Here is an 18,421-nt window from a genome sequence, read left to right on the forward strand (position 1 = left end):
AAATCACTCCCTAAATAATTTTCTTTTCAAAAAATCCGTATATTGATCAATTGTATCTTCATTTATTATATCATCCATAATATTACTGACCTGGTTATTTTTAAAATTCACAGAAATATTCACTGGAACAACCAAAAATTCATTATGAATGAGATTAATCAGAAAAATTTGAAATTTTCCTTCTAATTTTAGAGAATATCCTTTCTGTAAATCCAATTGTATGTAAAAGCCATTGTTTAATGGAACATTTTGAAAAACTGAAATTGTTTCATGACGAATAAATCTTGATGTGGCAACAAAAAAACAGTTTTTAAAAGATTCATTAACAAAGGCAAGATATATCTGCCCTGCCTTACTTGTTGTGCGATCAAAGGCCCATCCAGAAATTTTAAGCAAATTCCCTGCTTTTTCATTTTCCGGATTAACGTCCGTAGATAAATTTTGAATATAATATTCTAGTTTACCTAAATTTTTATGAAACAATCTATTTTCAGAAATATCACTTAATTTTATTCCACGCATAATACCATCTTTTTCAGTAATACGCAGAAAATCATCTAATATAACCTGATTATCATGAAATTCATTATAGATTTTAACAACTTTTCCGGCGTTAACCTTTATTTCGTAACCAGCCAGTTGAAATGCCGCTATTCCATTGACAACATTAATCAAGCCAATTCTGAAACGGCCCTCACACCATTTTCCTCTCAATGCTGATTTACACGAAAATCCATTTCGTACAGGAGCATTAACAAAATTAGATGCCACATCCTCCCGACTTTCTCGATCGCATTTTAAGAAAATTGTCAAATCACTATCCTGATGAATCAAAACCGTATACAAATTTCCTGCATTGGACATATCAGGATAAATAAACCATCCACGAATATGGAATTCATCTGCCTCTTTAAATTTGCTGTCATCATCGACATTAAGAATATGATAACAGATATCATCGATATAAAAATGCGCTCCCTGTACAACTGCCCAATCTTCAATTTCCTGTGGAAGCTCGATATAAAGACTGCTACTTGTGGGCGCATCAAAAATATGACGAGGTGGTGCCTGCTCTTTCCAAGATGCATGTGGAATATAATGAAGCCGCCCTATATCCCATCGTAACCCGCTGTTACCTAACATATTTATAGGAACGACTTCATCGTAAACTTGCAATAATTTTTCAGAATAATCTTTTGAATTGACCCATAAATCAGGTGAAATGTTATTGATAAGCTTCTGACGCAATATTTCATCCGAACGTATCAGTTCCAATCGATCAATAACCAGATTCACATCCCCGATGGGAACCGTAAATCCATTAATTCCATCCTGCACACGATCTTTTAACGCACCAACATCTGTCACAATGGGAATTAACCCATTCTGCCAAACTTCAGAAAGCGATATACAATATGTTTCGGGCCATATTGACAATATTAGGGCTACATCTGCTACCTGCAATGCCGAAACTTCACCCAATCCATATGAACCATGCAATATAATATTATCAAGTTTCAAATCTTTTAGGACAGATTCATAGTCAGGCTGCATATATCCAAAAATATGAAATTCATACAAATTTGGATTGGCAGTCTGTAATATGGATAAAATCGTATCTGCACCCTTTGAACGGATAAAATTACCAACAGTCGCAACTTTCAGTTTTCTGCCTTCCAGGGGTTTGAACTCTTTTTTTATCAAAGGTATTGTTGTGTCTGGCGAAGGGATACCAAGAATATAATTTTTTTTATTTTCAACAACAGGATAAATATATTTTGCCACATCAAACGAATGTTGTGTTCCATATAAAAATGCATCAATGGATTTCATGACTTTTCCAACAAATGCACGTCGTGTCTGTTGCACACCAAAATCCAGCTTTTCAGAAATTTTAAGGCAAACATCACAAGTTCCAACATCTTTATTTTCTTCAATACGACAGTAACGTTGTTCGTAATTCAAAAGATTATAATGAGAACAAACCGCCAGAAAATCATGAAAAGAAAAAACCGTTCCAATACCGCAAGCCTTGGCTATAATCGGTAAGGAAAGAGTGTGATGGCCTAAATGCTGAATGTGGACCACATCAAATCCATATTGATTAATTATATTCGAAAAGGCAGTTTCTTCCCCGGCATCATTCATGGAATCCAACCAGCCCACATCTGGCATGTCAAACCGTTCCAATTCTTGACCATTGGAATCTGTTAGCGTACATGCACCTCTTCGACGAAGCCAATAATAAAATTCCACATCTTTTACTAGTCCAAAAGAAATAATCTGCTGATATACTTCAATGCCACCCCATACTTGTTCACGAATAGTGGAATGCGTGACAAATAAGACCTTCAATTTTTTTTTAAACTGAGATTCAAAAATAATTTTTTTCTCTTTTTTCTTTAGAGAAAAATCCGCCTGAGTCACATCTTCAATAACTTTCAGACGATTTTGATACAAATGTGATTTCATTACAGATTGCTGGGAGGAAATCGCCATTTTCTTTCTGATATTCTTTTTTTCAATCACCTCTGCGATCTGTTTAATGATTTCTTCAGTATTATGGGCAATAGCAACGCCATTAATCTCTTTTAAATATTTTTCATCCATACCTGCTGGCAATTCCACAATCTGTGCTGTACCAGCCAAACCCAATTCATATAGACGTGGGCCAGGTGCAGTTGCCTGCCCTATATCTCCATGACTGGCATAATTGCGAAACATTGTTAAGGTAACTTTACTTGCATTGGCAAAATCAGTAAACGCTTCAATACTTACAGGTCTATGTATAACCCTTTCACTCAAATCAGCTGGCAAAGGTGGCAAATATTCATTTCCAGGACAAATCAATTTATACCGTGCTTGGGGAAAGGCAATTATAACACGACGTAAAATATCAACACGGTTTGGCCACATTGTCCCCGCAAAACATATATCATAATCCAGCGCATCAGTTTCTTTCACTTTACGATAATGAATTTGATCACTTGCAGCCAAAGGTAAATAAAATGCTTCTGTTTGATAGGCCTTCACGCAAATAGGGTCGTTTGTAAACACATAATCAAAAATAGTCGTTACCTGAACATTGAAATCCAACATGAAGGGATCTTCAAAAGCCCAGAAAATCATGGTTTTAAAACACGGTCTAAGCCTTTTCATCAATTCATAATCAGTTCGCTGTCCATCAATACAAATAATAACTTCATGTTCTCCACTTGCTGCAACTGACAAGATATCCATATTATCAACTACAACAACATTATCTTCCCCCCATAGTTTTTTTGCTGCCCAAAAAACAGCAAGAGTTAAGTAAGAATTAGAGTTATGCGTATAATTTGTATTGTAAATGACTGCCATGATAAATACTTAATAATTCTTAATTAATTAGAAAAAGTAACAAAATCTATGATTTTAGTAAAAAATATAATTTATATACGATATACTACAAAAGATTGCGTAATCACAACCAATTTGAATTATAATTTTTTAAAATTATAAAAATTATCTTTTAACAGTTTTCATTAAAAGAATAAATTGTATCAATAAAAAAAACAGACTTTTTACAAAGCCTGTTTTTTAAAAGTTAAAAATATAAAAATCCTATTCTACATCCGGCTCGTTTTCGTTCCGTCGTCGGAAAGCTGCTCCAAGAATGTCTCCCAAGGAAGCGCCACTATCTGAAGACCCATAATCAGAAATAGCCTGTTTATCCTCTTCAACTTCACGTCCTTTAATCGTTAAGGTTAAACGACGTGCATTTTTATCAATTGAAACAACCTTGGCATCTACACGATCACCAACGTTAAAACGTTCCGGACGTTGTTCCGCCTTGTCACGAGAAAGTTCGGTACGTCGTATGAATCCACTTAAAATGTCGTTAACACTTACATCAATACCATTTTGTTGAATACCGGTAATGGTACATGTAACAATACTGCCCTTGTTGACTTTTGCAAGTGCATCTGCAACAGAATCTTCACTTAACTGTTTGATACCCAATGAAATACGTTCTTTTTCAACATCCACATCAAGTACTTTTGCTTTAACAACGTCACCTTTTTTAAAGTGAGTAATAGCAACTTCACCAGGTTCATCCCATGAAAGATCAGACATATGAACCATACCATCAATATCGGCTGATAGACCGATAAACAGACCGAATTCGGTGATATTACGGATTTCACCTTCAATTTCAGAACCAACCTGATGTGTATCAGCAAACTGTTGCCAAGGATTTGGTTGAACCTGTTTCAGACCTAATGAAATACGACGTTTTGAACTGTCAACATCCAATACAACAATATCAACTTCCTGAGATGTTGATACAATTTTGCCAGGATGAACATTTTTCTTTGTCCAAGACATTTCGGAAATATGAACAAGCCCCTCGACTCCAGGTTCCAATTCAACAAAAGCGCCATAATCCGTGATGTTTGTAACGCGACCAGTAAATCGTGAGCCAACAGGATATTTTGTTGTGACATTTTCCCATGGATCAGCTTCAAGCTGTTTCATACCCAATGAAATACGATGAGTTTCAGGATTGAAACGAATAACCTGAACACGTACCGGCTGACCAATCTGTAAAGCTTCAGCTGGATGATTGACACGTTTCCAGGCTATATCCGTGACATGCAATAATCCGTCAACACCACCCAAATCAACAAAGGCACCATAATCCGTGATGTTCTTTACAACACCATCCAGAATCATGCCCTCTTTTAATCCTTGTATCAACTCGCTGCGTTGTTCAGCACGTGTTTCCTCCAATACCGCACGACGAGAAACAACAATATTCCCACGGGCACGATCCATTTTCAAAATTTGGAAAGGCTGTGCCACACCAATCATGGGGTTGATGTCACGGATAGGACGAATATCAACTTGTGATCCAGGTAAGAAAGCCATTGCCCCACCTAAATCAACAGTAAATCCACCTTTGACACGACCGAAAATGGTTCCGTTTATGCGTTGATTATTTTCAAATGCTTTTTCAAGAGCAGACCATGCCTCTTCACGACGTGCCTTTTCACGTGAAAGCAGAATTGAACCGTCACGATCCTCATAACGTTCCACATAAAGTTCAACCATATCGCCCGGTTTAACTTCTGCCTTTACACCCGCAGGCGCGAATTCTTTTAAAGGAACACGTCCTTCACTTTTTAAACCGACATCAACGATCGCATAATCATCCGTTAAACGAACAATTTTACCTACAACAACGGAGCCTTCGAACCCAATATCTTGTCCAAGGGTTTCATCTAAAAGCGTAGCAAAATCTTCCCCACCAAAATGATCATTAGGGGTTTGTATGGTGGCTGCAGCCATGAGTTTCTGTAATCCCAGTCACATTTAAAGACAAATATTGCCTTTTATATACAGACTTTAATTTGCGCGTTTCCAAAATAGTAATGAATCTATTTATAAAAATACGACTTTTTCACGATTAAATTCATGAAACAATTTCAACGAAAAAATATTTTATTCTATTCCTTAAGAATAAAGGGGAGCATATAAGGAAGTTACTTTTTTTTCAATAATTTATTAAAGATAAATTTAAATTTCTTATCTTTTTAACAATTATTATGTTTTTTTACTTTATTAACCACTTTTTCTAGAACCTCCAAAGCTGTCAAATGATCTGTATCAATTACAATAGCATCCTCTGCAGGTTTTAACGGAGCTACTTCTCGAGACAAATCCATTTCATCCCTGGTTTTCAAATCCATCTCTATTTTGTTAATCTGCTGTTCTTTATTTTCGGCTTTTGAAGAATTAGCAAATTGCAACCAGCGTCTTTCTGCCCGTATCCTTGGTGAAGCCGTAAGATAAAATTTAAAATCAGCGGAAGGAAAAATAACCGTTCCAATATCCCGACCATCCATAACCCCGCCTCTTAACATGGCGAAATTGCGTTGAACATTTAATAAAGCAGCTCTGATTTTTGGATTGGCAGCAACCTGGCTGGCCGCTTTATCCACTTCAGGCATACGCAGATCATTTCTTAACCAATCTTTTTCTCGAAGATTTTCAGCAAAAGTCAGGACAGATTTGGAATCTGGTTTTTCACCTGCATCCAGCATTTTTCTACCAACTGCCCGATAAAGCAATCCCGTATCAAGATAAGGTAAATGAAAATAATCAGCTACTGACTTGGCCAATGTTCCCTTTCCCACACCTGAAGGTCCATCGATTGCTATAATTATATTTTTATCCATAATGAATATTCATTAGCCTTTATATTAAGTTATAATTATATTTTATATTTGAAATCCACACCCCAGTGAATTCATCAATTTAAAATATCCAGGAAAACTGGTGCGTATAAAACGAATATCATCGATAGTTATCGTTTTTTTTGCAACCAATCCCAAGATTGAAGCGCTCATTGCCAATCGATGATCCATATGGGTTTCAACTTCGCCTCCCCCTGGAATATTACCAAAGGTACCCTCAATAATCATATCATCTCCATGAGATTCAACAGAAACACCATTTTTCCGCAACATGTTTATGATGCTATTAAACCGATCACTTTCCTTAACCCGTAATTCTGCCAATCCTCTAAAACGGCTTTCGCCTTTGGCATACGCAGCAGCAACCGATAGAATTGGAAATTCATCTATCATGGATGGGACAATTGAAGCCGGAAGGTCAACACCCTTTAATGTCGTGTTTTTAACAATGATATCACCCGTTATTTCACCACCTTCCTGACGCTTATTAGATATCTGCAAATTTGCTCCCATCATTTTCAACGCTTCAATTATCCCGGTTCTCAAAGGATTAAGTCCAACATTCTCTATCAGTATTTCTGATCCGGAAATAATCAAGCCAGCTACCATCAAAAATGCAGCAGAGGATGGATCACCTGGAACATTAACATCTTTAGCTACTAGTTTTGTTGGGCCTTGCAAACAGATTTTGCGCCCTTTTTCAGCTAAGGTGCTAATATCAACCTTTACCCCAAAATGATTCAACATATTTTCTGTATGATCTCTTGTTGCAATCGGTTCTTCTACAATTGTCATGCCATTGGCATTTAGACCCGCCAACAAAATGGCGGATTTTACCTGGGCAGACGCAACAGGTAACCGGTATGTAACGGGATTAGCCTTTTCCACTCCCTTGATCGCCATAGGCAAACGTCCCCCATCGCGCGTACTAAACTGGGCACCAGTCTGGCTCAAGGGTTCTATAACTCTTCTCATGGGGCGTTTTCTCAAACTGCAATCACCTGTCATAACGCTGAAAATATTATGTGTTGATAAAATCCCACTCAACAACCGCGCCGACGTTCCGGAATTTCCCATATTCAAAACATCATCGGGTTCATTCAGATATCCAACCCCCTTGCCTATAACCTGCCATTCACCGGGTGCTTTTTGATGAATAATTGCTCCCAAAGCACGCATGACCTGAGCGGTTTGCATAACATCCTCACCCTCAAGCAATCCCGTGATTTTTGTTTCTCCATTTGCCAGAGCCGATAACATTAGAGCACGATGGCTGATTGATTTGTCACCTGGAACATTCACTTTACCTTTTAAAGGCTGTTGTAGAAAAGAAACAACAAGTGGTTGTTTTGAGTGAGTAACTGTCATAATTTTATTTTCCAATTTAACAAATAGAGTATAAAAACAAAAAAACTTTTGATTTAAATCAACAAATCGTATTTTATCATTTGACAATAAGACAATAAACTGGCATTTCGCCATATTTATGTTTTATTTTTTCGATCAGAGAACAGGATACATAAATGGTCAAGCTAGAATTGGGTATTAAAAGAACATGTTGTGCTTGTGGGACTCGTTTTTATGATTTAAACAAAATGTTACCTGTATGCCCAAAATGTGGCACTGAACAACCCATTGAACTACCTCGTCATCGTCAAATTGAAGGAAGCGGCAATCTGGACGAAGAAAAAGAAATCGATACCATGATTGATACTGATGATCTGGAAAATTCAGATGCTGATGTCGATGATGTAATTGAGGATGCTTCAGATCTTGAGGACGATGTTGATGCTATCGGCTCTGAAATAGAAGCAATTAAAAATAACGACGACGATAACGATTCTTAAAAATGATACAGGAATTCATTATGAATTCCTCTTTTCTGGTTATAAATACATCAACCAGTCTTTCCATTTAAATCGCATTTGATATCATAACAAACTTGAATTTTAATAAATTTGTATTTAATCAATTGAAGATAAAAAAGTATTTTGCAAATTTTCTGGTATTAATAGCAGACTTTATCTATTCCATCGTTCAATTTCTACGCCGACCCCAGCTGTCTCCGGAATAATATCCAGTTTTTCAATCATGACGCGAACAACCTGAATCCTCTTATCCTTCAAGATACGATCAGCCAAGGTCTCAGCCAACGTTTCGACCAAATGAAAATGGGTCTGAAGAACAGTGTCTTTTACATCGTCAACAATATCCGCATAGGATACCGTCCGGGATAAAATATCTGGACCAACGCCTTTTTCTTCCTGAATTCCAATGGAAATATTCAATTGAATACGCTGAGTTTTTTTCTGTTCAAAATCATAAACACCTATACGTGCCATCAAAATTAAGTCACGAATAAAAATTCGACGTAAGGGTATGTCATAATGCCCTGACCATACTAGGGAAAAATTCATAAATAAATCCTGTTTTACTCGTTTTTATCTGGCATTAATGTCGGTGACCACTGTAAATGTTGCCCTCCATCCAAAGCGATCATCTGTCCCGTCACAGAGGGTAAACATATCAAGCTTAGTACCGCTCGCGCCACTTCCTGTGCAGACGTGCCACGCTGCAACGGAACAGATTTGCATTGATTGGCAAATTGTTCGGCGGTTTGACGTTTATGGGCCATTGCTGGACCGGGCCCAACAGCATTAACTCGAATTGATTTATGAGCCAATGCTAGGGCCATTGTTTGTGTTAATGTCCATAATGCGGATTTGGAAACTGTATAACTGACAAAATGTGGTGTTAGAGACCATACGCGTTGATCAAGCAAATTAATAACACATCCACTAGATTGCTTCGGTAATAATTTTGCAAAATCCTGAATTAACTGAAAAGGAGCCCATAAATTGGGCATTAAATGTTCTTGCCAGGATTGCAAGGTTACACTATCCCATTCATCGCGCTCAAATACACTTGCATTATTAATCAGAATACCTATTGATCCCAATTGATCTACTGCCAGTTCAATCAAACGTTTAACCTGATCAGCATCGGAAAGATCAGCTGTCAGTAGAATTACATTTCTCCCAAGCTGCCGAATTTCCTCTATCAATGTTTTAGCTTCTTGAGTGCGCTTACGGGCATGTAAAACAATATCAAATCCAAATCTTGCCAAGGTTAAAGCAATTTCACGCCCTAACCTTACGGTCGCCCCCGTAATAAAAGCAACTTTAGGGAGTGAATCAGAAACTGGGAAAAAATTAATTGATCTCCCTTGATTGGACACAGAAATTTCCTTTATTTTGTAAAGATGCAACTTATTATCATAAACAACATGATTTTTGCAGTAAAAAATTACGAATTTGCACAACTAAGCTGGACGTCTGGCAGTCAAAGCCGCTGTCAGGGTTCCTTCATCAAGAATTTCCAGTGAGCCACCCATTGGAATGCCTTGACCAACACGGGTTATTTTTACATGCCAGGGTAACAATTGATCATATAGCCAATGCATAGTTGTTACACCCTCAACCGTAGCACCAAGTGCAAGAATAATTTCCTTGACTTCATTGCGCTTTAACCGTTTTAAAAGAGGCGCTAGATTTAAATCCTCTGGCCCTACCCCAACCAAGGGGGATAAGGTGCCGCCCAACACCTGATAATAGCCCCTGAACGCTCCGGTTTTTTCCAGTGCCCATAAATCCCCAACTGTCTCAACAATACAAATCAATTCACGATTACGATTTAAATCATTACAGATCTGGCATGGGTCACTGCTATCCAAATTACCACAAGAAGAACAGATTCTCACCATCTTGGCTGCCTGTTCTAACGCGTTTGCCAAGGGAATCATACGGGAATGTGGCTGTTTTAGTAATGACAAAACAACACGACGCGCCGAACGTGGTCCAAAACCAGGTAATCTACCAAATAAAGTAATTAGCCGTTCAATTTCCGGACCACCCACGATACCCTCTTCTTACCAAGATAATTAACTAACAACAAATTACCTTTATTACCAATATTCACAAGATAACTTCTGGTCAATCAGAAAGGAAATTTTAAACCTTCAGGAAGATTTATTCCCCCGGTAACTTTCTGCATTTCTTCCTGTGTTGTTTCATCAAGTCGCCTACGTGCATCACTATAAGCTGCAACAATAAGATCCTGCAACATTTCCATTTCAGCCGGATCAACCAATTTCGGGTCAATTTTTATAGATTTCATGTCACCTTTTCCACCCAATGTTACAGTTACCATACCGGCCCCTGAAACACCCTCAATTGTAATGGCGGCAAGCTTTTCTTGCATCTCGGTCATCTTGCTTTGCATTTGAGAAGCTTGTTTCATAAGATTGGCAAAATTTTTCATTCAATTCTCTTTCAAAATTTAATTTTGGGATTAATTATATGTCAATTCGTCAAAATCATCTATCATTGCTAAATTTTTTTCAGTTTCAAGATCTGATGACATACTTTGCTCATCCCTGTCTGTAAATGAATTGTGTTCTGGAAATAGACCATATTCATCAAGATGTGGATTAATAACCTTATTAACAACAGCCCCAGGAAAAATACGCATAATTTCTTTTACGATTGGTTCAGATGCAACTTTGTCAAAATCGGCCTGAACCTGTAAAGATTCCTGTTCCATCAAGGTTGGTTCACCCTTTTGCTGGGAAAGAACAATTGTCCATCGCAACCCTGAATGTTCATTCAACAATCTTGATAATTGTTGGGGAAGATTTGCTGGAACCCTATCTTCAATTCTTATTTCAATCATTGGTGGTGCGAATTTAACCAGATGAACCGCGTTACGTAAATGGGCATGCAAAATTGCAGCCTGTTGCTGCTTTACAAAAGATATGATTTCCCGCCAACTGTTCCATAAAATTTGGGGGTTTTTGATCTCGGAATTTTGTTTAGGCAATGACAGGACTTCCGATTTTGGTTGTATCAATGAATTTGAGGCATAAGTTTTACCATATCCATGAAAATTGCTACCCCCTTTTGATACAGATACCAGTGACGTTGGCTTTGATGATTGCATATCTGAAAATGATAATGAGGAATGATGAGAATATTGGTCTGACTTCTGTTCCGGGGAATTGGATAAATGATTGATTATTTCACCAGGAGTGGGTAAATCGGCTATAAAACATAAACGTATCAAAATCATTTCAGCTGCTGCCTTACGATTGGGAGCCATATCAACCTCCTTGATCCCTTTAAGCAGCATTTGCCATGCACGACCCAATACGGGTATGGAAAGCATGGAAGCCATATGACCACCACGATTTCGTTCAAGTTCTGATAATTCAGAACCATTTCGCAGATTTGGCAATGATTTCATTCTTGAAAGAAGATGAATTAGTTCCAGAAGATCGGATAATAACACACCTAGGTCAACGCCGCCTGCATAAGCCTGTTCAGTCAAGCTTAGAACCTGATCAGCTTTTCCTGACATAATTGCTTCAAGTAAATCGAATATTAGGGTTTTATCCGCAAATCCCAACATGCCTGAAACAGCTTCAGCCGTTATTTCATGATCCCGCTTATCATTTTCTTGCTGATCAGGAATAGTGGCACGGCCAAGTGCAATAGCCTGATCTAACAAGGATAAACCATCCCGGACCGATCCATCAGCTGCACGCGCAATCAAATGAATAGCCTCATCAGATATGTTTACTTTTTCCCGTTTTGAAATTTTTTGAAAAAATTGACTTAGCTGATCCTGCGGGACACGTCGCAGATCAAACCGTTGACAACGTGATAATACCGTTACGGGAACCTTGCGAATTTCAGTTGTCGCAAAAATGAATGTAACCTGGTCAGGTGGCTCCTCGAGTGTTTTCAACAATGCATTAAACGCATTACGCGATAACATATGAACTTCATCAATGATATAAACCTTCATCCTGGCCTGAATGGGACGGAAACGTGAACCGTCTATAATTTCCCTTACATCATCAACACCCGTATGAGAAGCTGCATCAATCTCCAATACATCAGGATGTCGATCTGCCAAAATTGCAAGGCAATTTGGACAAACACCACAGGGGTCTGCCGTGGGTCCACCCTGACCATCAATTCCTATACAATTTAATGCACGCGCGATAATACGGGCGGTTGTTGTTTTGCCAACTCCCCTAACTCCCGTAAGCATAAAAGCATGAGCAACTCTACCCATTGCAAAAGCATTGCGCAGAGTGCGTACCATTGTTTCTTGACCGATCAAATCCTTGAAATCCCGGGGTCTATATTTTCGTGCCAAGACACGATAGGACTTTTCATCAGATGATGATTTGATCTCAGAATTATCGTTCGATAAGGATTCAAATAATCCAGCGGGCTTAATATCTGGGGCGGGTAATTGCTCGTCCGGAATATCTTTCATTAACAACCATTCCAGAAAATATGATAAAACCAGTTTTTGCGGATTTTGATTATACCACTAAATTACCTGAGATTCTAATTTATTTGTCTTAAATCCAGGGAAAGCTTGAATGACCCAAACGATACTCGTGATGGCTGCTTCCTTCCGGACCTGACCGAGTTCACAAGGTGTTCGTCCACCCAAGCTTTCCAGTTTCTTTCTATTACAAATTAAAAAAAAATTGGCAAGTATTTTTTTTGATTTTTCAAAAAAATTATTTTTCATATGAATAATCAAAAAAATTAGTATCCTATAGCTCCCCCGCCAGCATGACGATAATCCACCCCGCCATAATAAATAGTCTTTCCGTTTTTATCACGTCCAACAAGAATCCCTTCGGCAATTCCCCAAGTAGAGTAAAGATCCAAGGGATAGTTTTTTCTTTTTAAAATTTTACGAACTTGACCGCTTAACGCATTATGTTCAAGCTGAATTCCCTGAGGCTGCCATTGTTCATGTATACGGGGGAGATTAATCGCCTGCTGAATATTCATTTTGTAATCAATGACACCTGTTATTACAGAAAGAATAATAGTGGGAATTCTTGACCCCCCAGGGCTGCCTATAACCATAAAGACCTTATTGTCTTTGGAAACTATTGTTGGTGTCATTGAAGATAAGGGCGTTTTCCCCGGAGCAATTTCATTAGCCTTACCCCCGATTATTCCATACATATTTGCTTCACCTGGCACCGTGGTAAAATCATCCATTTCGTCATTCATAATTATACCGGTATTGCCAGCAACAACCCTCGCTCCATACCAGCCATTAAGCGTATAGGTTAATGAAACCGCCATGCCATCCTTGTCAATCACAGAAAAATGCGTCGTTTCATTCCTTTCATGTGATAGTAATGCTTTTCTTTCCTTCTTATTCGACGATGTTGCCTCGGTAACCTTTCCTGGAACCAAATCGGAGGAAACAACCGCTTTTTTAAAGGTCAAGCTTTTGCGTATTTTTTCTGCATAATCGGGATCATTCAGGTGTTTTACAGGATTATCAACAAATTCTGGATCCCCCAAATCTCTCCGATCTGAATAGGCCCGACGCATTGCTTCAACCTGTCTTTCCACCGCAGGAACTGTCTGAAGACCCATTTTATGTAAATCATAACCGGATAAAATATTTAACATTTCGCACAAAGCTATTCCCCCACCACTTGGAGGTGGGGCTGTATCAATATGATAACCTCGATAAGAACAGGTTAATGGCAGCATCATTCGTGGATGATAATTTTCAAAATCTTTCAAGGACAATATTCCACCATGCTTTTTACTGGCATCAACTATTTTTTTTGCAATTGAACCATGATAGAAAACATCTTCCCCATGCTTTGAAATAGTTTGCAAGGTATCTGCCAAATCTTTTTGACGAAAGATATCCCCTTTTTTCCATGGATTTCCGTCTGATTTAAGAAAAATTTTAGCTGCATTGCGATCCTTAGCAAAATCAGACAGAGAAGTCGCCATCAGATCGATATCTTCCTGCGTCAGGATATATCCATTTTGCGCAAGTTTAATAGCTGGAGCCATTAATTCCGCACGAGACTTGCTTCCCCATCGTTTACGCAACATTTCCATACCTGCCACCGTTCCGGGAATAGCAACAGCTTTCCATCCCAATATAGAGGCATTGGGAATTTTCTTACCATTACTGTCAACAAACATTTTGGAAGTTGCTGCCTTTGGCGCCTTCTCTCGAAAATCTATAAAATAAGCCTGCCCATTTGGTAAACGAAGCGTGAGGAACCCCCCGCCCCCTAAATTTCCAGCGGCAGGATAGGTGACCGCCATTACATAGGCAACTGCCACAGCTGCATCAGCTGCATTTCCGCCATTTTTTAAAACCTCAGATCCAATTTTTGCAGCAAGATTACTTGCCGAAACAACCATTCCTTTTGACGCCACAACAGGTTCTGGAGACATGGTTTCTTGAGCAACCTCACCAAATGCTAAGGCATCAACCCCATTACCAACCTGCGCATAAACTGCCCCAGAAAAACAACCACTTGAAAGGAGCAATATACCTAATGAATATTTATATTTTTTTTGTCTTATTTCTTTGAGTACGCTTTTCATATCACTTCCTGAACGTGTATTATTTAATTAAAATATTTCTGAAAAAATCTATTAAAGAAATATTTTTTATATCTTGCATAAACAAACATAACACAATTATATTTTTAATATAAAAATAGACAAAATAACACTTACAAAATATATATTAACTTTCAATATTTTATTTTAAGGTTTTTTCAATGAGTGTTATTATTGCATTTAGAACTCATATTTGGAATGATGATATCGAATATATGGCAAGACGCCTTAAAGGTTCTTTTAGCAAAGCTGATTTTGTTATTCTTGCTGATGAAAGCAGGGAGATCTTGGATGTAGGTGATTTTCCTAAAATAGGTCATACCTCTGATTTTTCTGAATTCAATATCCCGAATATTCCCGGTCAAAAAACTTTATGGTATAACGCTGATTATCCTTTATATGCCTTACGCAAAGCCTTGCCTAACTATAATCATTATATAATGATTGAAAATGATGTCTTAATAAATATTAATCTAGACCCCTTAATAACATCCCTTGAAAAAAAACAGACAGATTTAATTGCCCACAACATTTTAAGCATACCGGATCATTGGGTTTTCAAAGATACGATAATACCCTATTTTAAAAATTCTAAATATTGTTTTTTACCGGTATTGGCACTATCCGCCCGGGCAATTGACCATCTTCTTATAAAAAAACAGGAGATTTCACACCTATACAATAATGATAATTCCATCATATGGCCATATTGTGAGGGATTTATTCCATCAGCTGTTTTTGAAATGGAAAACCCTGTTGTGGAAGAATTGCGCAACTTCTGCAAATTACAACCATATGATTTTTGTAGTGGTTATTACTATCTTGATCCATATGTTAACATTCATGGCACGATATGCCATCCTGTCAAAGGCAAAGATTTTGTGGAACGTTGCATTACACATGATGGTATCAATCCAATTTTCAATCCACGTTCTTCATTAAGAAGAGGTCTAAAGAATCTTAAGCCCAGTGACTTTTACCAATATATTCATGATACAATAAAAAAGACAGGAAATGTGGGTTTTTATCAACAATTCAATGAAATTGCACTTCAGGAAAGGTGGATAAAAAAACCTGAGGCTGTGAACTGGGCGCTTGGCGGTAAAGCTTCACAATCATCCGTTTGTGCATTTTCAAAATTCAATGACATATACAAAGATGCTGCGGGCGCAGTTAATGGACGTATTGGTCCAGATTACAATTTTCATACTGCAACGGAATATAACCCTTGGTGGAAACTGGAATTACCCCGCACAATCAACATTAAACATATAATAATTTATAACCGTCTAAACTTTGAAGATCGTGCCTCAAAAATAAAAGTTGAAATATCTGATGATAACGAAAACTGGATAATTGTCGCTGATTATCCTGACGGAATTATTTTTGGTGGAGCCGATGGCAACCCATTAATTATAAGAGTGAATAATATTAACGCCCAGTATGTCAAAATAAGTCTTTATGATGAAAATGTATTACATTTAAATCAAGTAGAAGTATATGACCAATAAAATTTGATTTCTCATTATCAAAAAATTAAAGCTAGCTTGTTATTATAACATAGCCAGCTTTTCAAGAATAATTTATAATTTATTTATTTGGACATTGTTTTGACAAGGCTGCAAAAACATCTGCGACAGCTACAGCACCCGGATCAGGATTTCCCGCCAAACTACCACTGTTCAAATAGGATGAACGTCCTGCATTTGCTTTCGTTGCTTTTGCCGTATTTTCAACGCCTTTTTCAGCCGCTTGAACGGCACCTTTTAAATCGTTCTGATCTTTAAGCAATATTTCCAAAGCAGGTTGTAATGCATCAATCATCGTACGATCCCCAAGATCAGCCCCACCATAATGTTTCATCTGTTTTAAGCCAAATACAAGACCTTCAACAAATGATGAGCCTTCAGCAATTTTTTGACCTGTTGCAGTAAAGAAAATCGACATTAAAACGCCACTGGAGCCCCCCATAACAACAGCCAGTCTTTCACCAATGACTAGACAGAGTTTTGTCAGATCGGTTAAGGGTAATTGATTGGTATTTAACAATTCGGCAATACCTCTTGCCCCTGCAGCAAATGTTGAACCTGTATCTCCATCCCCAACCTTGGCATCCAGATCATTCAATTTTCCTTCAAGATCAATTAATGTCTTTGTAACAACGGCGATAATATGTGCCACAACTGGATTATCAGAAGGTGTGAATTGCACTTTAGTTTCAACAGGATTAACAGGCATATGTACAATTTTAGCAGGTTGAACAGCCTTAAAAGATCCTGTAATTTCAACAGGTGCTGTCAAAGCGCTGACGATCTTGTCATCCAAAACCATGGCTGATAATGAAAAACCCTTCATGTCAAGCGCTGTCGTAAACCAGTCTGGTCCTACAATCCAGTCAATATTTGAAGCAAGTGCAGAATATGAAAGTTCTTTAGCCAAAATGGCCATTTCTGTTACCGAAACACCTCCCAGATTATTCAACATGACGGCAAGACGATCCGAATCATTTATACAAGCCTTGATTTTTGCTGTCATGATATCCATGATTTCACGACTATTTTGAGTATTAATTGTCGTGGCGCCTGGTTCACCATGAATACCAAGACCCAGTTCAATAGATCCTTCCGGAATTCGTTTATCATCACTTTGGGACTGGGGTAAATCACACCCAGTCATGGCAACTCCCAGGCTAAAAATCTGCCTATTTGCATAATCAACAAATTTTTTAACTTCCTCAAGAGAATACCCGGTCTCGGCAGCATAACCGGCCATTTTATGGACAAAAATAGTGCCAGCAATACCACGTGGCTGTTTATTTTCAGGTAAAGAAATATCATCCTTCACCATAACAACTTCCACCTTGTAGCCTAACTGTTTTGCCTTTTCAGCCGCAAGTCCAAAATTTAGACGATCTCCTGTATAATTTTTGATTACCAATAAACAGCCAGCTTCACCTGTTACTGTTGTAATGGCGGTCAATACGGCATCAACTGAAGGAGAGGCAAACAAATCGCCACATACAGCGGCTGTCAACATCCCTTTACCGACAAATCCCAAATGAGTAGGCTCATGTCCAGATCCCCCCCCCGAAATAACGGCAACTTTTTTCTTATCCCAGTCTTTACGAACCACAATTCGCATAGAAGGGTCAGTATCAAGTTTCACAAGATTATTATAGGGAGCTGTGACTAATGTACCTTCAATAGCATCATTCACTAATGAAGCACGATCATTAAAAAAGAAATTGGACATTTTATATCTTTCATTTTTGAAAGTTCAAATCACTATAAATTGACTTATAATATCTATATATAATAATTAAATAAAGACTTAATAAGACAACCGTTTGTTTTATTATTTATAATTTTAATTGAACTAAACAAATTAACATCATTTATAATGCTCGATAGTCAATTTTATAATAATGCCAGTTTAATGAACGTTTTTAAAACACTAATTAAAACTTTTGGTCTTGATATATTGTTTAAATACAAGACCAAAGCATTCTTATCCTATGGTAAATACTTTAATTTATAATAATTTATAAATAAATAATTATTTGGAGTTTCCAAAAATAAAAAACTTGATTGAAATTAAGTTTCAACTCTGTTTAAAAATTCTAAATAACTCAATATTACAACGTTTTTGAAATTCTCATCTATATTGTTTTGATGAATTTATTAGTCTTAAATTAGAATTTCAAAC

At 37.6% G+C, this 18,421-nt stretch carries 13 protein-coding genes and 1 other RNA gene; 2 read left to right on the plus strand and 12 right to left on the minus strand.

The features are described from left to right. Nucleotides 1–3 precede the first annotated feature (3 nt). The 4 genes from H3T57_RS04855 to aroA form a co-directional block, all read right to left on the minus strand. Nucleotides 4–3,357: a glycosyltransferase gene (locus H3T57_RS04855; RefSeq protein WP_198193368.1), complete on the minus strand. Its 3,354-nt coding sequence runs from the start codon at nucleotides 3,355–3,357 to the stop codon at nucleotides 4–6. Between the two features lie 243 nt (nucleotides 3,358–3,600). After that, nucleotides 3,601–5,328 carry a 30S ribosomal protein S1 gene (gene rpsA, locus H3T57_RS04860; protein WP_198193369.1) on the minus strand — a complete coding sequence of 576 codons (1,728 nt, stop codon included), beginning with the start codon at nucleotides 5,326–5,328 and terminating at the stop codon, nucleotides 3,601–3,603. A 245-nt stretch (nucleotides 5,329–5,573) separates the two neighbouring features. Next, nucleotides 5,574–6,218, minus strand: coding sequence for a (d)CMP kinase (gene cmk, locus H3T57_RS04865; RefSeq protein ID WP_155569018.1), 645 nt, complete (start codon nucleotides 6,216–6,218; stop codon nucleotides 5,574–5,576). A gap of 42 nt (nucleotides 6,219–6,260) precedes the next feature. Beyond that, nucleotides 6,261–7,604, minus strand: a complete 1,344-nt coding sequence (gene aroA, locus H3T57_RS04870) for a 3-phosphoshikimate 1-carboxyvinyltransferase (RefSeq protein WP_198193370.1) — start codon at nucleotides 7,602–7,604, stop codon at nucleotides 6,261–6,263. A gap of 155 nt (nucleotides 7,605–7,759) precedes the next feature. On the opposite strand from aroA, the gene H3T57_RS04875 reads away from it, so the two are divergent. Then, entirely contained in the window at nucleotides 7,760–8,083 is a 324-nt protein-coding gene (locus H3T57_RS04875) for a TIGR02300 family protein (RefSeq protein WP_122123317.1), read from the plus strand. Nucleotides 8,084–8,257: 174 nt separating this feature from the next. On the opposite strand, the gene folB is transcribed toward H3T57_RS04875, so the two are convergent. The 7 genes from folB to ggt all read right to left on the minus strand — a co-directional run bounded on the left by folB (nucleotide 8,258) and on the right by ggt (nucleotide 14,698). Further along, nucleotides 8,258–8,653, minus strand: a complete 396-nt coding sequence (gene folB, locus H3T57_RS04880) for a dihydroneopterin aldolase (protein WP_155566561.1) — start codon at nucleotides 8,651–8,653, stop codon at nucleotides 8,258–8,260. 14 nt (nucleotides 8,654–8,667) lie between these two features. After that, on the minus strand, nucleotides 8,668–9,474 hold the full coding sequence (locus H3T57_RS04885; protein WP_347400609.1) for an SDR family oxidoreductase: 807 nt from the start codon (nucleotides 9,472–9,474) through the stop codon (nucleotides 8,668–8,670). Nucleotides 9,475–9,558: 84 nt separating this feature from the next. Continuing rightward, complete coding sequence (recR, locus tag H3T57_RS04890) at nucleotides 9,559–10,152, minus strand: recombination mediator RecR (protein WP_198193371.1); 594 nt, start codon at nucleotides 10,150–10,152, stop codon at nucleotides 9,559–9,561. A gap of 80 nt (nucleotides 10,153–10,232) precedes the next feature. Next, on the minus strand, nucleotides 10,233–10,556 hold the full coding sequence (locus tag H3T57_RS04895; RefSeq protein WP_198193372.1) for a YbaB/EbfC family nucleoid-associated protein: 324 nt from the start codon (nucleotides 10,554–10,556) through the stop codon (nucleotides 10,233–10,235). A 30-nt stretch (nucleotides 10,557–10,586) separates the two neighbouring features. Continuing rightward, nucleotides 10,587–12,581 carry a DNA polymerase III subunit gamma/tau gene (locus H3T57_RS04900; protein ID WP_198193373.1) on the minus strand — a complete coding sequence of 665 codons (1,995 nt, stop codon included), beginning with the start codon at nucleotides 12,579–12,581 and terminating at the stop codon, nucleotides 10,587–10,589. Nucleotides 12,582–12,676: 95 nt separating this feature from the next. Further along, nucleotides 12,677–12,771, minus strand: an RNA gene (ffs, locus tag H3T57_RS04905) — signal recognition particle sRNA small type. Between the two features lie 91 nt (nucleotides 12,772–12,862). Beyond that, complete coding sequence (gene ggt, locus H3T57_RS04910; RefSeq protein ID WP_198193374.1) at nucleotides 12,863–14,698, minus strand: gamma-glutamyltransferase; 1,836 nt, start codon at nucleotides 14,696–14,698, stop codon at nucleotides 12,863–12,865. 179 nt (nucleotides 14,699–14,877) lie between these two features. On the opposite strand from ggt, the gene H3T57_RS04915 reads away from it, so the two are divergent. Further along, a complete protein-coding gene (locus tag H3T57_RS04915; RefSeq protein ID WP_198193375.1) occupies nucleotides 14,878–16,227 on the plus strand; it encodes a discoidin domain-containing protein in 1,350 nt (449 codons plus the stop codon). A 79-nt stretch (nucleotides 16,228–16,306) separates the two neighbouring features. Here H3T57_RS04915 and H3T57_RS04920 read toward each other — a convergent pair whose 3' ends face one another. Beyond that, the gene (locus H3T57_RS04920) at nucleotides 16,307–17,968 is read right to left on the minus strand and encodes a dihydroxyacetone kinase subunit DhaK (RefSeq protein WP_198193376.1); all 1,662 of its coding nucleotides are present in this window, start codon (nucleotides 17,966–17,968) and stop codon (nucleotides 16,307–16,309) included. Between the last annotated feature and the right edge of the window lie 453 nt (nucleotides 17,969–18,421).

The organism is Commensalibacter sp. W6292M3, from assembly GCF_016101315.1.
In the GTDB taxonomy this organism is placed as follows: Bacteria; Pseudomonadota; Alphaproteobacteria; order Acetobacterales; family Acetobacteraceae; genus Commensalibacter; species Commensalibacter melissae.

Coding starts and splice junctions, on each gene's coding strand:
- H3T57_RS04855 (WP_198193368.1), bottom strand. CDS start 3,357: ATGGCAGTCATTTACAATACAAATTATACGCATAACTCTAATTCTTAC.
- rpsA (WP_198193369.1), bottom strand. CDS start 5,328: ATGGCTGCAGCCACCATACAAACCCCTAATGATCATTTTGGTGGGGAA.
- cmk (WP_155569018.1), bottom strand. CDS start 6,218: ATGGATAAAAATATAATTATAGCAATCGATGGACCTTCAGGTGTGGGA.
- aroA (WP_198193370.1), bottom strand. CDS start 7,604: ATGACAGTTACTCACTCAAAACAACCACTTGTTGTTTCTTTTCTACAA.
- H3T57_RS04875 (WP_122123317.1), top strand. CDS start 7,760: ATGGTCAAGCTAGAATTGGGTATTAAAAGAACATGTTGTGCTTGTGGG.
- folB (WP_155566561.1), bottom strand. CDS start 8,653: ATGAATTTTTCCCTAGTATGGTCAGGGCATTATGACATACCCTTACGT.
- H3T57_RS04895 (WP_198193372.1), bottom strand. CDS start 10,556: ATGAAAAATTTTGCCAATCTTATGAAACAAGCTTCTCAAATGCAAAGC.
- H3T57_RS04900 (WP_198193373.1), bottom strand. CDS start 12,581: ATGAAAGATATTCCGGACGAGCAATTACCCGCCCCAGATATTAAGCCC.
- ggt (WP_198193374.1), bottom strand. CDS start 14,698: ATGAAAAGCGTACTCAAAGAAATAAGACAAAAAAAATATAAATATTCA.
- H3T57_RS04915 (WP_198193375.1), top strand. CDS start 14,878: ATGAGTGTTATTATTGCATTTAGAACTCATATTTGGAATGATGATATC.
- H3T57_RS04920 (WP_198193376.1), bottom strand. CDS start 17,968: ATGTCCAATTTCTTTTTTAATGATCGTGCTTCATTAGTGAATGATGCT.